This window comes from Gemmatimonadaceae bacterium (genome assembly GCA_020851035.1).
In the GTDB taxonomy this organism is placed as follows: Bacteria; Gemmatimonadota; Gemmatimonadetes; order Gemmatimonadales; family Gemmatimonadaceae; genus JACMLX01.
This window is the reverse complement of sequence record JADZDM010000012.1, coordinates 331223-345756: the sequence shown is the minus strand read 5'-3', so window position 1 is coordinate 345756 and position 14534 is coordinate 331223. Positions and strand designations below refer to the sequence as shown.

At 70.3% G+C, this 14534-nt stretch carries 16 protein-coding genes; 3 read left to right on the top strand and 13 right to left on the bottom strand.

Translation table 11 applies throughout. The annotated features are described in order from the left end of the window. Positions 1-19: 19 nt before the first annotated feature. From IT355_10465 to IT355_10410, 12 genes are all read right to left on the bottom strand, one after another. A complete protein-coding gene (locus tag IT355_10465; protein MCC7053682.1) occupies positions 20-928 on the bottom strand; it encodes a polyprenyl synthetase family protein in 909 nt (302 codons plus the stop codon). Continuing rightward, positions 909-1121, bottom strand: coding sequence for an exodeoxyribonuclease VII small subunit (xseB, locus tag IT355_10460; protein MCC7053681.1), 213 nt, complete (start codon positions 1119-1121; stop codon positions 909-911). Before xseB ends, IT355_10465 begins: the two co-directional genes overlap by 20 nt. Beyond that, complete coding sequence (gene xseA, locus IT355_10455) at positions 1121-2482, bottom strand: exodeoxyribonuclease VII large subunit (GenBank protein MCC7053680.1); 1362 nt, start codon at positions 2480-2482, stop codon at positions 1121-1123. Before xseA ends, xseB begins: the two co-directional genes overlap by 1 nt. After that, positions 2479-3360: a bifunctional 5,10-methylene-tetrahydrofolate dehydrogenase/5,10-methylene-tetrahydrofolate cyclohydrolase gene (locus IT355_10450; protein ID MCC7053679.1), complete on the bottom strand. Its 882-nt coding sequence runs from the start codon at positions 3358-3360 to the stop codon at positions 2479-2481. Before IT355_10450 ends, xseA begins: the two co-directional genes overlap by 4 nt. After that, complete coding sequence (rny, locus tag IT355_10445) at positions 3350-4936, bottom strand: ribonuclease Y (protein MCC7053678.1); 1587 nt, start codon at positions 4934-4936, stop codon at positions 3350-3352. The genes IT355_10450 and rny overlap by 11 nt, the downstream gene beginning before the upstream one ends. A 224-nt stretch (positions 4937-5160) precedes the next feature. Then, the gene (locus IT355_10440) at positions 5161-5457 is read right to left on the bottom strand and encodes a cell division protein ZapA (GenBank protein ID MCC7053677.1); all 297 of its coding nucleotides are present in this window, start codon (positions 5455-5457) and stop codon (positions 5161-5163) included. After that, entirely contained in the window at positions 5454-5756 is a 303-nt protein-coding gene (locus tag IT355_10435) for a hypothetical protein (GenBank protein ID MCC7053676.1), read from the bottom strand. The genes IT355_10440 and IT355_10435 overlap by 4 nt, the downstream gene beginning before the upstream one ends. Further along, complete coding sequence (locus IT355_10430) at positions 5749-8190, bottom strand: phenylalanine--tRNA ligase subunit beta (GenBank protein ID MCC7053675.1); 2442 nt, start codon at positions 8188-8190, stop codon at positions 5749-5751. Before IT355_10430 ends, IT355_10435 begins: the two co-directional genes overlap by 8 nt. Then, a complete protein-coding gene (gene pheS / locus IT355_10425) occupies positions 8187-9122 on the bottom strand; it encodes a phenylalanine--tRNA ligase subunit alpha (protein MCC7053674.1) in 936 nt (311 codons plus the stop codon). Before pheS ends, IT355_10430 begins: the two co-directional genes overlap by 4 nt. A 199-nt stretch (positions 9123-9321) precedes the next feature. After that, positions 9322-9684 carry a 50S ribosomal protein L20 gene (gene rplT / locus IT355_10420; protein ID MCC7053673.1) on the bottom strand — a complete coding sequence of 121 codons (363 nt, stop codon included), beginning with the start codon at positions 9682-9684 and terminating at the stop codon, positions 9322-9324. A gap of 12 nt (positions 9685-9696) precedes the next feature. After that, positions 9697-9894 carry a 50S ribosomal protein L35 gene (gene rpmI, locus IT355_10415; GenBank protein ID MCC7053672.1) on the bottom strand — a complete coding sequence of 66 codons (198 nt, stop codon included), beginning with the start codon at positions 9892-9894 and terminating at the stop codon, positions 9697-9699. 15 nt (positions 9895-9909) lie between these two features. Then, positions 9910-10530, bottom strand: coding sequence for a translation initiation factor IF-3 (locus IT355_10410; GenBank protein ID MCC7053671.1), 621 nt, complete (start codon positions 10528-10530; stop codon positions 9910-9912). Between the two features lie 169 nt (positions 10531-10699). On the opposite strand from IT355_10410, the gene IT355_10405 reads away from it, so the two are divergent. Further along, positions 10700-12268 (top strand): amidohydrolase family protein, encoded by a 1569-nt coding sequence (locus tag IT355_10405; GenBank protein MCC7053670.1) that lies wholly within the window; start codon positions 10700-10702, stop codon positions 12266-12268. Positions 12269-12346: 78 nt separating this feature from the next. Next, the gene (locus IT355_10400; GenBank protein MCC7053669.1) at positions 12347-12814 is read left to right on the top strand and encodes a hypothetical protein; all 468 of its coding nucleotides are present in this window, start codon (positions 12347-12349) and stop codon (positions 12812-12814) included. Between the two features lie 71 nt (positions 12815-12885). On the opposite strand, the gene dps is transcribed toward IT355_10400, so the two are convergent. After that, positions 12886-13365: a DNA starvation/stationary phase protection protein Dps gene (gene dps, locus IT355_10395; GenBank protein ID MCC7053668.1), complete on the bottom strand. Its 480-nt coding sequence runs from the start codon at positions 13363-13365 to the stop codon at positions 12886-12888. A 289-nt stretch (positions 13366-13654) separates the two neighbouring features. On the opposite strand from dps, the gene IT355_10390 reads away from it, so the two are divergent. Then, positions 13655-14497: a hypothetical protein gene (locus IT355_10390; protein ID MCC7053667.1), complete on the top strand. Its 843-nt coding sequence runs from the start codon at positions 13655-13657 to the stop codon at positions 14495-14497. The last annotated feature ends 37 nt before the right edge of the window (positions 14498-14534 follow it).

Below are 14534 nucleotides of genomic sequence, written 5' to 3'. Positions count from 1 at the left end.
CAGCGAGAAGACTGCATCGTCACGACTGCCGGGTGACGAAGTACCGTGCGAGATGCTCGAGCTGCGGGGTCAGCAGGCCGCTGGACTGCAGCGCCGTGCACCCTTCCTCCACCAACGCCTCCGCACGGGCCACCGCTCCATCGATCCCGAGCAGCGCGGGATAGGTGGACTTGGCGAGCGCGATGTCACGTCCGGCGGTCTTTCCGAGCTGGTCGGTCGTCGCGGTCACGTCGAGCACGTCGTCGGCGATCTGGAACGCGAGGCCGATCGCATCGCCGTAGCGCGTGAACGCCGCCATCTGGGCGTCCGAGGCGCCGGCGGCGAGCCCGCCGAGACGCACCGAGGCGGTGATGAGGGCGCCGGTCTTCAGGCGATGGATCCGCTCGAGGTCCGTCAGTGCGAGCGGGCGCCCTTCCCCCTCCAGGTCGAGCAGCTGCCCGCCGATCATGCCGGCACCGCCCGCAGCGCCCATCAGCTCGCGCACGATCGCCGTGACCACCGCCGGTGCCAGCCCCAGGTCGCGGCTGGCCGTGGCGGCCGTGCGGGCGGCAAGCGGGACCATCGCGAGGCCGGCCGCCGTGGCCACGGACACGCCGTAGACGATGTGCGTCGTGGGACGCCCGCGTCGCATGTCATCGTCATCCATGCACGGCAGGTCGTCATGCACCAGCGAGTACGCGTGGACCACCTCGACCGCCGCCGCGAGCGCGCTCACGTCGCCCTGCCCGCCGGCGGCGGTGTAGGCCGCACTCACGAGCACCGCGCGCAACCGCTTGCCCTCGCCCAGGAGGCTGTACCGGATCGCGGCGCCCACGGCCCCGGGGGCGTCCGCGAGATAGCGGTCACAGAAACCCGTCAGTGCCGTCGCCACCGCGGCGCGCTCGGCACGGAACGTCAGGTCCGGGGCTTCAGCTTCGCTGGTCAGCAATGCTCAGGCTCCCATCGATGGATTCGACCAGTGTCTGGACCCGGGTGTCGGCGTCGGCGAGGGCGGCCGTGGCTTCACGAAGCCGGGCCACCCCTTCCTCGAAGAGCGCCAGCGCCTGCGCCAGCGGCAGGCGGTCGCCCTCGAGTTCGCTCACGATGGCCTGCAACCGCAGGACCGACTCCTCATACGTCATCAGGTCTCCCCCTCCTGCAATCCTGTCACGGCTTCCAGAGGCGCGCCAGAGCGGCGAGCCGAGCTGGTGGCACGCACGGCACCGTCGGCGAGCAACACGTCGAAGGCACGCCCGGGCGGGAAGTCGGCCACGCTCGCCAGCGCCACCCCTTCGAGCGAGCGCGCCACCGCATAGCCCCGCCCGAGCGTGGCGAGCGGGCTGAGCGCGTCCAGTCGCCCGGCGAGCGCCTCGACGACCGCATGGCGCGGGGCCAGCCCGGTGGCGGGAAACGCAGTCAGCACCGGCCGGAGGCCGTCGAGCTGCACGCGTCGTCGCTGCACCAACCGCTGTGAGTGCGTGGCCATCGCAGTGCCAAGGGCACGCAGGCGTGCCGATTCCAGCGCGCCCAGCCCGCGAGCGCCCGCCGCGAAGCGCCCGCCCACGCCAGCCACCGCCTGCCGCCGGCGCTGCAGCGCGCGTCGCGCCGCCGATTCGAGCCGGGTACGGAGCGACTCCGCCTCGCGCAGCAGCGACTCGCGGTCCGGCACCGCCGCTTCCGCAGCGGCGGACGGCGTTGGCGCGCGCAGGTCAGCCACGAGGTCGACGACGGTCGTATCGACCTCATGCCCCACCGCGGAGATCACCGGCACCGCGCACGCGGCCACCGCGCGCGCGACCCGCTCGTCGTTGAAGGCCCACAGGTCCTCGCGGGCGCCGCCGCCGCGGCCGATGATCACGACATCCGCACCGCCCCACCGCGCGATGCGCTCCATCGCGCGCACCAGTTCATCCGCGGTGCCGTCGCCCTGGACCTTGGCCGGCACCAGCACGAGCTGCACCGCCGGAAAGCGACGGGCCGCGACCGCGCGGATGTCCTGCAGCGCTGCGCCGTCCGGACTCGTCACCACGGCCACGACCCGCGGCAGGAGCGGCACCGGGCGCTTCCGCTCCTCGTCGAGCAGCCCGTCGGCACGGAGCCGCGCGAGCGTCTCGTCGAGCGCCTTCCGCCAGAGGCCATCTCCCTCGGCGCCGAGCCGCGTGACGCGGAGCTGGAGGTCGCCACCGGCGGCATAGACCGTCATCTGGCCGAGCGCCGTGACCAGCATCCCATCCGACGGCCGGGTCGGCGCGCGCTGCGTGTCGCCGCGCCACATCACGCAGCGCACGCGCGCATCCGCATCGCGGAGCGAGAAGTACCAGTGCCCGTTGCGATGGGCCTTGAAGTCGCTGATCTCGCCGCGCACCCAGAGCGCCGTGAAGGCACCCTCGATCACGTCCTTCGCGGCGCGGGTCAGCGTCGCGATGGCGAGCGCCGTGTCCGGCGACTCCCCCGGATACGCGGCGGGCGCCGGCTCATCGAACCAGTTCTGCATGCCGCTCACGCGGCCGGCACCCGCGAGGCCGCCACGAGGGTGCTCTTCAGCAGCATCGCGATGGTGAGCGGGCCGACGCCACCCGGCACCGGCGTGAGGCGGCCGGCCACCTCGCGCACGGCCGCGAAGTCCACGTCGCCGGCGAGGATGTAGCCGTGCTTCGCGCGCGGCTCGTCGACGCGATTGATCCCGACGTCGATCACGGTGGCCCCGGGCTTCACCATCGCCGCGGTGACGAACTTCGGCCGGCCGATGGCGGCGACCAGGATGTCGGCCCGGCGCGTGTGCGCCGGCAGGTCGCGCGTGCGGCTGTGGCAGATCGTCACGGTCGCGTCCACGCCGGGTTGCACCAGCAGGCTCGCCATCGGCTTCCCCACGATGTTCGAGCGTCCGATGATCACCACCTCGGCACCGGCCGTCGGTACCTCGTACCGCTTCAGGAGCTCGATCACGCCGGCCGGCGTGCACGGGGCGAACCCATCGGTCTCACCGATGATCAGCTTGCCGGCGTTGATGGGATGGAAACCGTCCACGTCCTTCGCAGGATCGATGCGGCGGATGACCGCCTGGGCGTCGCACTGCGGCGGCAGCGGCATCTGCACCAGCATCCCGTGGATCGCCGGGTCCGCATTGAGCTGGTCGACCACCGCCAGCAGATCGGCCTGCGTCGCCGTGCCGGGCAGGCGGATGGTCACGGAATGCATGCCCGCCTCCTCGCACGCCCGCCCCTTGTTGCGCACGTACACCGTGCTGGCGGGGTCCTCACCCACCAGCACGACGGCCAGGCCCGGTACCACGCCGCGCGCCGTCTGGACCAGCACCCCGGCCGCGACCTCGTCGCGGATGGCACGCCCGACGGCGATGCCGTCCAGCAGCTCAGCGGGCATAGTCCACCGTGCGGGTCTCACGGATCGCGACGACCCGGATCTGGCCCGGGTACTGGAGCTCGGCCTCGATGCGCCGCGCGATCTCCTCCGTGAGCGTCTGCATGCGCACGTCGTCGACCTGGTCGGGTGTCACGATCACGCGCACCTCGCGACCGGCCTGGATCGCGAACACCCGCTCCACGCCACGGTAACTCGACGCGATCTTCTCGATCCCCTCGAGCCGCTTGACGTAGGTCTCGAACGCCTCGCGCCGGGCACCCGGGCGGGACCCGCTGATGGCGTCGGCGGCCTGCACCAGCACGCTCATCTCCGTCTCGTGCGGCACGTCGTCATGGTGGGCCGCGATCGCGTTCACCACCAGCGGGTTCTCGCCGTAGCGGGTGGCCACCTCGACGCCGAGCTGTACGTGGGTGCCCTCGTGCTCATGCGTGAGCACCTTGCCGATGTCGTGGAGCAGCGCCGCCCGCTTGGTCATGGCGACGTCCAGCCCCAGCTCCGCCGCCATGATGCCCGCCAGCCACGCCACCTCGACCGAATGGGAGAGGATGTTCTGCCCATAGCTTGTCCGCCACTTCATGCGACCGATGAGCTTGATGATCTCGGGGTGGAGGCCGGCCACACCAGCCTCGTAGGCCGCGGTCTCGCCGGTCTCGACGATGGCGACCTCCACCTCCTTCTTCGACTTCGCGACCACTTCCTCGATCCGGCCCGGATGAATGCGGCCGTCCGCCACCAGCTTCTCGAGTGCCAGGCGGCCAACCTCGCGACGCACCGGATCGAAGCAGCTCACCACCACCGTGTCCGGGGTGTCGTCGACGATCACGTCCACACCGGTCGCCAGTTCGAAGGCGCGGATGTTCCGGCCCTCGCGGCCGATGATGCGCCCCTTCATCTCATCATTCGGGAGCGACACCGCCGACACCGTGGTCTCCGCGGTGTGCTCGGCGGCGATCCGCTGGATCGCGAGCGCCACGATCTTCTTCGCCTCGCGATCGGCGTTGCGACGGGCCGACTCGCGGATCTCGCGCAACCGGTTGGCGGCGTCCGCGTGGGCCTCCTCCTCCAGCCGCTTGATCAGCTCCTGCTTCGCCTCGGCGGCGGTGAGGCCGGCCAGACCCTCGAGACGGCTGCGCTCGCTGGCGAGGAGCTGGTCGAGCTCGGCCTGACGGTCGGCGACCACCTTCTCGCGGCGCCCCATCTCGCTGGCGCGCTTTCCCAGCTCCCGGTCCCGCGTCTCCACCGCCTCGGCGCGCCGCTCCAGCCCCGTCTCCCGCTCGACGAGCTTGCGCTCCTCGCTGGCAAGGTCGTCGCGGCGCTTGCGCACCTCGACTTCCCAGCTCTCGCGCTGCTTCATCACCTCTTCCTTGCCGGTCAGCACTGCGGCCTTGCGCAGTGACTCGGCCTCCCGCTCCCCCTCACCGATCAGCCGGCGACGCTCCTCGTCCGCCGTGGTGCGGGCAGCTTGCTGGCGTGAGAGTTCGGCGCCCGAACCCTGCTTCCGTCCCAGCACGAACGACAAACCGGCCGCAACGAAGGCGAGTACGCCCAGTGCGGCCGTGATCAAGGTCTGCGACACGATCTATATCTCCAGCGCGGGCGAGCCGCGGTCTTTGGGAGCCCCGGCGATGCCGCACAGACGGATCGGTCCACGGTGAGCCGGCGGTGTCGTGCCGCAGGCCGAATGGCGTGCGGTGAACACGGCTAACCCAAGCGGGGACACACACCTACGTGCGCATCGGGTGACAGATCGAAGGTACCGGGCCGATCCGCGTCAGGCAACGGATGACCGGGGTTCGCCCGTCATCGTCCGATCGAGCGCTTGGCTGGAGGCAGCATCCGGCGGATCTCCTCCATCGTCTGCTCCAGGCGTTCCGTGCCTGCTTCGGCGTCGCCGCGCGTACGGAAGAGCTCGTCAGCGATCTGGAGCGCGACGAGGATCGCCGCCTTCCCCGTGTCCACCAGGGGAGACTGGAGCTGGATGCGCCGGATGGAGGCATCCACGTGTTCGGCCACCGCCCGCGAGTGCTCGGGGGGCTGCTCGGAACGGATGGTGACCTCCTCACCCGCCACCGTGACCTTCACCGGGTTGTAGCTCATCGCACCTCCCCGGCGCTTTCCTGCTGCTGCCGGGTGAACCGCACCCGGTCCAGCAAGTCCTCGGTGCGCTCCGACGCGCTGGCGATGCGCGCCTGCAGCGCCGCGTTCTCGCCCTCCAGCTCCGCGATCCGCTTCACGAGCTCGACGGCGTCGGCGCCGCCCGCCGCCTCGAGCTCGCGGACGCGAGCCTCGGACTTCAGCGCCCGCTGCCGGAACGTGGCCAGCTCCTCTCCCAGTGCTGTCACGAGGGCGGCAATCTCACCTGCCGCATCGATCACGAGACCACGACGTTCAGCCACGGACGGTTACCCCCAGTTCACGCTGCAAGACGGTGACGAGCTTGCCCCGACGGCCCTCGAGCTCCTTGTCCCGGAGGGTCCGCTCCGGATGGCGGAACCGCAGCCGCCACCCCACGCTGCGCACACCCTCGGGCAGTTCCTTCCCCCGGTACTCATCGAACACCTGCACGGATTCCAGCAATTCGCCGCTCTCGCGCCGGATCACGGCCTCGACATCCGCAGCACTCACGCCAGAAGTGAGCAGGAGCGCAAGGTCGAAACCCGCCGCCGGCATCACGGGAATGGAACGATACACGACGTGGGGCACCGAAGGCGACCTGATGCCGGCACCGGGCGGCGCATGGTGCCCCACCGGCGCCACATCGGCAGACGGCATCACGCCCAGCGTCAGCTCGACGCCGAATGCCTCGGCCGCCCACACGGGCTTGTCCAGCGTCACGTGGCGTGCACTGCCAATGCTGCGCCCGCCGACCTCGACACGCCAGAGGGTCTCGGTTTCCGTGACAGGCACGAGCGAGACCGGCTCACCGGGAAACGCCGCCGATGCCAGTGACGCCGCCAGCGCCTTCACGTCCCAGGCGTCGAAGGGCGACGGATCGGGTTCGGTGAAGTGCGGCGGGCGGCGACGGCCCAGGAGCAGCGCGGCCACGCGCACCTCCTCGAGGGGGAGCCGATCCGCTGCGGGCAGGAAGGCGTGCCCCACCTCGAACAGGCGCACGTCGCCTTCCATCCGGTTCAGGTTGTATTCCGCGCGCCGGGCCAGGGTGTCGAGCAGCGACGCGCGCAGGAACGGCTCATCCTCGGCGAGCGGGTTCGACACCCGGACCCCCGACGCGGGATCCCGGGTGAACGGCATCGGGCGCGTCTCGAGCAGCCCGAGGCCGATGAGGTGCTCGCGCACGCGCAGCTCCGCCAGGTGCAGCGGATGGTCGGGCACGGTGCCGGGCCGGAACGCACGCAGCTCATCGCTGACGGTGTCGAAGCCGCGCATGCGCACGACTTCCTCGATCAGGTCCACCTCGAGCAGCAGGTCCTGGCGCCAGGACGGCGGCGAGACGTGCATCAGGTCGGCCGATTCCGCGTTCACGGTGCACCCCAGCGACCGCAGGATCCGCGCGACGTCCTCGGCCGGCACCGGATCACCGAGCAGGTGCGCCACGCGCGAAACCCGCAGCGGGACGGCCGCGCGAGAGGCGACAGAGGTGCCGACGGCGATGTTCGCGGTGACCGTGCCACCGGCCACCCGCGTGATCAGTGCCGCCGCGTGCAGCGCCACCTCCGCCGAGGCGGCGTCGTCGATGCCGCGCTCGTAGCGGTAGCTCGCATCGGTGCTCAGGTTCAGCGCGCGCCGCACGCGCCGCACGAACCGCGCATCGAAGTTGGCCACTTCCAGCAGGATGTCGGTGGTGGCGTCCGTCACCTCGCTGTCGCGACCACCCATGACGCCGGCCAGCGCCACCGGGCGCGCGCCATCGCAGATCACGGTGGTGCCGGCGGGGATGGCGCGCGTGGTGCCATCCAGCGTCACGAGCGACTCGCCCTCGCGCGTGGGACGCACCACGATCGTGTGTGCCTCCAGCGTCGCGAGGTCGAACGCGTGCACCGGCTGGCCGAGGCCGAGCAGCACGTAGTTGGTGGCATCCACCACGTTGCTGATGGAGCGGGAGCCGGCGGCCTCGATGCGCTCGCGCAGCCAGTCGGGGCTTGGCCCGACGGTCACGCCGCGGATGACGATGCCGGTGTACCGCGGGCAGCCCTGCACCTCCTCGAGGCGGATGGTGACGCCGTCGGCGCTGGCACTGGTGTCGCCGCGCGCGATGGGCAGCGCGGCGATCGCGTCGCGGGCGGCGGTGTCGAGGTCGGCCCACGCCATCGGCACGCCGAGCAGCGCGCTCACCTCACGCGCCAGCCCGCGGTGCGAGAGCAGGTCGGGGCGGTTCGGCAGCACGTCCAGCTCGAGCTGGGAATCACCCACCTCGCCGAGCACGTCGAGGATGGGCGTGCCCGGGGCGGCGTCGGTGGTGAGGGCGAGAATGCCGTCGTGTTCGATGCCGAGCTTGAGCTCGCGCGCCGAGCAGAGCATGCCGTTCGAGGTGTGCCCGCGGATCTTCCGCTTCTGGATCACGAGGCCGTCGGGCATGGTCGTGCCGCTGCGGGCGAACGGGTACTTCACGCCGGCGGTCACGTTCGGCGCGCCGCAGACCACGTCCAGCAGGGTGCCGCTGCCATCGTCCACCCTGGTGATCGACAGGTGGTCGGAGTCGGGATGTGGTGCCTGCTCGACGACCAGTCCGACGACGATCGGCGCGATGTCGCTGCGTCGCGACACGAGGCCGTCGAGGGTGACGGTGTGGTCGTTGAGCAGTTCGCCGATCTCGTGCGCGCTCCGGTCATGTGGTGCGAAGGCGCGCAGCCATGCGTGCGAGACGATCATCGGGCGAACTGCTCCAGGAAGCGGACGTCGGAATCGTAGAGGAGGCGGATGTCGGGGAGCTTGTGGCGGGACATCGCGATGCGGGCGGGGCCCATGCCGAAGGCCCAGCCGCTGTACTTCTCGCTGTCGATGCCGGCGGCATCGAGCACGTTGGGATGCACCATGCCGCAGCCGAGGATCTCGACCCAGCGGGTGCCCTTCCCGTCGCCGAGGTCCACGGCCACGTCCATCTCGGCGCCGGGTTCCACGAACGGGAAGAAGCTCGGGCGAAGGCGCACCGTGCTGGAGCCGGAATAGAAGCGGCGGGCGAACTCGCTGAGGGTGGCCTTGAGGTCCACGAAGCTGACGCCCTCGTCGATGCAGAGGCCCTCGATCTGCATGAAGCTCGGTGCGTGGGTGGCGTCGAAGAAGTCGCGGCGGTAGACGTTGCCCGGGCAGAGGATGCGGACGGGTGGCGTGTAGGTCTGGAGCGTGCGGACCTGCACCGGCGAGGTGTGCGTGCGGAGGAGCGTGTCGTCGCCGAGGTACAGTGTGTCGTGCGCTTCCATCGCCGGGTGGTCGGGCGGGAAGTTCAGGGCACCGAAGTTGTACCACTCCGTCTCGGCCTCGGGGCCGAGGGCGATGGTGAAGCCCAGTTCGCGGAAGATCGCGGAGATCTCGTCGATGACGGCGGAGACGGGGTGGATGGCACCGCGCCAGGCCTCGCGGCCGGGCATGGTAAGGTCGTGTGGGCGCGACGCGTCTTCAGTCACGTCGAGTCTCTGTTCCTGCCACGCGATCTTCGATTCGAAGAGCACTTTGGTAGTGTTCAGCACAGCGCCAGCCGCTCGCCGATCCTCGATCGGCAAGTTGGGGAGCAGAGCAAGAAGCGACGTGAGCGAACCGTGCTTTCGACCAAGCAGTCTCGTCCTTACTTCGCGCAATTCAGCCATGCTCACGGCTCTGTCGATGAGGTGCTTGCCCTCAACTTCTAGCGTGACAGCGCGCTCAATGAATTCCCCTAGGGTCGTTACCGGCACTTGATTCTGATTGAGTGATTCGGAAACGCAAACGGCGGCAGCGGACGCGAGGTCGCACTGCCGCCGCACGAAGCAAGCGGATCAGGATGCCGGGAGCAAACCCGGCCAGCCGTCACGCCGCCGCGAGCGCGGTGCGGACCTGCTCGGCGATCGCGGCAAAGGCGGCCGGATCGTTCACGGCGAGCTCCGCGAGGATCTTGCGATCGATCTCGATGCCCGACTTCTCGAGGCCGTTGATGAACACGCTGTAGGACATGTCGTGCTGCCGGGCCGCGGCGTTGATGCGCATGATCCAGAGGCGGCGGAACTCGCGCTTCTTGTTCTTGCGGTCGCGGTAGGCATAGCGCCAGCCACGCTCGACGGTCTCCTTGGCGGCCTTCCACGTCTTGCTGCGCGCGCCGAATGCACCACGCGCGGCCTTCATGATCTGCTTCTTCCGCTTCAGGCGGACCGGATTACTGCGTACGCGAGGCATCTCGGTTCCTCCTTAGGCCTGGATGAGACGACGCATGCGCTTCGCCTCCCCGTTGGTTTCGATGGTGGTGCCCTTACGGAGGTTGCGCTTCCGCTTCTGGGACTTCTTGGTCAGGATGTGGCTCTTGTAGGCCTTCCGGCGCTTCACCTTCCCCGTCCCGGTGACGGAGAAGCGCTTCGCAGCGCCGGTGTGGGTCTTCATCTTCGGCATGGGTCTCCCTTCGTGCTATCGTGGCGCCAGGATCATGGTCAGCGCCTTGCCTTCCAGCTTGGCGTCCGTCTCGACCTTGGCAATGTCAGTGAGTTGCTGGGCGACCCGGTCGACGACCGCCTTCCCGAGTTCCGGGTGGGCGATCTGCCGGCCACGGAACATCAGCGTGACCTTCACCTTGTTGCCTTCCTCCAGGAACCGGCGGGCGTGGCGCGTCTTCGTCTCGAAGTCGTGCTCCTCGATCCCCGGTCGGTACTTCACTTCCTTCAGCAGGATCACGTGTTGCTTCTTCTTCGCAACGCGCGCCTGCTTGGCCATCTCGAACTTGTACTTGCCATAGTCCATGATGCGGACCACGGGCGGTCGTGCGAGTGGAGCCACCTCGACCAGATCGAGGCCCTGTTCGACTGCAGAAGCCAGGGCGGCATCCACTTCCATGATGCCGAGCTGGGCGCCGTCTGGGGCGATGACGCGAACCGGGGAGATACGAATCTGCCGGTTGACGCGCACTCGCTTGGTCGGATCCTGAATAGGACGTGCTCCGGAAAACGGGGAAAGCGGAAAACAAGAACGGCATGGTCTTCGGGGATGAAGACCACGCCGCGAGGCCCACCCAAGGGGGTGTGCCCGTTGCAATGGACTCCAGCAGCACACCTCGCAGGGCGAGGGCCGAAGGGTGGACCACCGCTGCCGCGGAGGTCACTTGCCGAGTTCTGACCTTGACAAGCTAGGCCGGACCATGCCCCGGGTCAATGCCCGGGGTGCCGCGATTGCTGCCGCGGCGCCGCGGACCCATGTTCGGCGGATGACCACGCCGCCCTGGGGCGCCCGCCCGGCGATCCCCCTCGCCCTCCTCGCTGCCGCACTCACCGCCTGTGCCGGTCCGGCCACCCCGGCCACCCCCGGCACCACCTTCGTGAACGTCCGCATCCTGGACGGCACCGGCGCGCCCCCCCGCCCCGGCGCCCTCCGCATGGTCGGCGATACCATCGTGGCCCTCGGGGAGGTCACCCCGGCGGCCGGTGACTCGGTGATCGACGGTCACGGGCTGGTCCTCGCGCCCGGGTTCATCGACACCCACAGCCACCACACCTCCAGCCTGCGGAGCATCCCCGACGCCCTGCCGGTGGTGAGCCAGGGCATCACGACCCTCGTCGGCGGGCAGGACGGCGGTCACCCGATGCCACTCGCGGCGGCCATGGACTCCCTCCGGGCCGCCCCGGCGGCGGTGAACGTCGCCTGGTACGCCGGTCACGGCACGATCCGCGGGGCGGTCATGGACACCGCGTTCCGGCGTGTCGCGACACCGTCCGAGGTGGACGCCATGGCCGTGCTGCTGCGCCGCGAACTGGATGCGGGGGCGCTCGGGCTCTCCACGGGCCTCGAGTACGACCCGGGCATCTACTCGGACCGCAGCGAAGTGCTGCAGCTCGCGAAGGTGACGGCCGCCGCCGGCGGGCGCTACATCAGCCACATCCGCAGCGAGGACCGCTGGTTCTGGGATGCCATCGACGAGGTGGTGACGATCGGCCGCGATGCGAAGCTCCCGGTGCAGGTCAGTCACGTCAAGCTCGGCATGCTGCCGCTGTGGGGACGCACCGACAGCCTGTTCCGCATCCTCGACGCCGCGCGCGCCAGCGGCGTGGACGTGACCGCGGACCTGTATCCGTACCCGTACTGGCACTCCACGCTCACGGTGCTCTTCCCGAAGCGTGACTTCACCAATCGCACGGAGGCGGAGAAGATCCTGCGCGAGATCGCGAAGCCGGAGGGGCTGCTCATCGGGGCCTACGCCGCGAACCCGGCGTACCGCGGAAAGACCATCGCGCAGCTTGCGGTGTTGCGCCGCGAGGATCCGGCGTCGACGCTCATGGGCCTGATCGCGGAGGCGGAGGCCTGGGAGAAGGCGCACCCGGAGAGCGACGAGACCAGTGAGAGCGTCGTGGCCACCAGCATGTCCGAGGACGACATCGCGGCGCTGCTGCGCTGGCCGCACACGAACATCAGCTCCGACGGCGCGATGAACGGCTCGCACCCCCGCGGCTATGGTGCGTTCCCGCGCGTGCTGGCGCGCTACGTGCGCGACGGGAAGGTGATCCCGCTCGAGACGGCCGTGCATCGCATGACGGGCCTGGCCGCGGCGCACATGGGCATCGCGCGCCGCGGCACGCTGGTGCCCGGGGCGTTCGCCGATCTCGTGCTCTTCGATCCGGCCACCGTCGCGGATCATGCGACCCCCGCCGAGCCGCACCGCGTCTCGACGGGGATCGCCGGCGTGTGGGTGAACGGGCGTGCCGTGTGGTGGAACGCGAAGACCACCGGTGCCCATCCCGGCCGCGTCCTCGTTCGCGCGGGCACGCCGGCGGCGCAGTAGCTCACGCGCCACCGCGGCAGGCGTCGACGCCCCTCCTCCCCGGCGCCGCCATCCCCCATCCCCCGGAGTGAGCCGACGATGGATGTTCACGTGCGCCGTGCGGCGCAGATCGTGCTCGACGGCCCGGTCGAACGCGTCTTCCCCATGTTCACCCCGCTCGGCGAGTGCGCCTGGGTGCCGGGGTGGGCGCCGCAGTTCATCCGGCCGGCGGACGGCCGTACGGCAGCCGGGATGGTCTTCCGCACCGGCGAGGCCGACGAGCTGACGCTCTGGGCCTGCTGCGACTGGGAGCCGGGCCAGCAACGTGTGCGTTATGCGCGCGTCACGCCGGCCAGCCGCTTCGGGTTCGTGGAGGTGCGCTGCACGGCGGCAACCGCCACCACCACGACGGCCGACGTCGCGTACGACCTCACGGCGCTGACGCCGGCCGGTGTCAAGTACCTGGACGAGTTCACCGCGGCGGCGTTCGGGGCGATGCTGGCCGAGTGGCAGGTGCGCATCGATGGCTGGCTCGCGGCGAATCCGGCGGCCATCGTCCGGCACTGAGCGGATGGCGCGCGCGGGCGCCGGCGTGGAACCGGCGCCCGCAGCTGCAGGCGCCGGCGCCGGATGCAGCGTCAGTCGGTGAGGATGTGCGACTCGACGAACCAGATCTGCTCGTCGAGTCCGCGCACGACTTCCGTGAAGAGGTCGGCCGTGACCTTGTCGCCGGCGTCATCCACCGTGTCGATGGCCTCGCGCGCCGACTGCCCGAACGCGGCCAGCGCGCTCGCGACGGCGAACACGTGCTGCTTCACGTCGGCGATGCCCACTTCATACGGCAGGAGGAAGCTGTTCGCCAGCGCCACCGGCAGCGTGCCCTCCGCCTTGCCGCCGAGTGCGCCGACCCGCTCGGCGATCATGTCACCGTAGTCACCAACGGCGGCGGCCACCTTGTCGAACAGTTCGTGCACGGCGATGAAACCGGGGCCGCGCACGTTCCAGTGCGCCTGCTTGACCTGCGCCTGCAGGTCGATCGCGGCAGCGAGGTGATGGTTGAGGATCTCGATCACCTGTGACCGGATCTCCTCGGACAGCGTGTTGTGGGTATGTCGCATCGAACGTGACGTGGATTGGGAGGAATGCCGGTGCGACGCCGCGATGCGGAGCATGGCGGCGGCACGCAGCCGGGAGCACGGGCAAGTCCGCCATTGCACCCGTGCACCTGGCGTACGGTAGCGGGCGACACGGTGTTCCTCCTGCTGAGGCGTCGTGGCGAGGTCGGCGGTGGTGCGTCCGGCATCGGACTGCATGCCTCTGGCGCAACCCCTGCACTGCGGGTGATCATGCCGGTCAGCGAGCCCGGCATCGCGACGCTCTCTCCCCCACCACTGCTTCAGGACCGGCATGCACGCCGCCATCGATTTCGGGATCAGCAACACCGACGCCGTCGCCATGATCAACGGGACGCGCCATTTCTGGACGCGGCCGTCGATGGGCGCGCCAGATCATGATGGCGTGCGGCACGTGCTCGCCGTGGGAGGCGTGGATCTGGCCGGCCTGCCCCGCCTCGCCGTGACCGGCGGACGGCATCGGGTGTTGCCGGCGCGGCTTGGCGGCTGCGACGTGGTGGCGGTGCCGGAAGTGAGCGCGATCGGGCGCGGCGGCCAGGCATTGGGGCTCGGCCCCGACGACGCCCCCGACACGCCACTGCTGGTGGTGAGTGCGGGTTCGGGCACGGCGGTCGTCTCGGCCCGGGGCGAGAGCTATGCCCACATCACCGGCACGGGCGTCGGCGGCGGGACGCTGCTTGGCCTCGGCCGGCTGCTGCTCGGGACCACGGACGTGGCCGTGATCGATGCGATGGCGTTGCGCGGCGACCCGAACGGCGCCGACCTGGCGCTCCGGGACGTGGTCAGCGGACCGATCGGCTCGCTGCCCCCGGATGCCACCGCGGTGAACTTCGGGCGCCTCGCCCGCCAGCTGGACGGCGAGGTGAGCCCCGACGACCTGGCGGCGGCGCTCATGACGCTGGTGGGCCAGGTCATCGCGATCACCGCGATCAACGCCGCCCGAGCCGAACGGACCGACCGGGTGGTGGTGATCGGCCACATGACCGACATGCGCAGCTTCCGCCGTGTGCTCACGCAGGTCCAGCAGTACTACGGCATGGAACTGACGGTGCCGGAGAACGGCGGGTACGGCACGGCGCTCGGTGCCCTGCTCCACGGGAGGGCGGTGGTGGCCTGACGGATGCGGGCCTGACTCGTCATGCACCTGAGCCCAC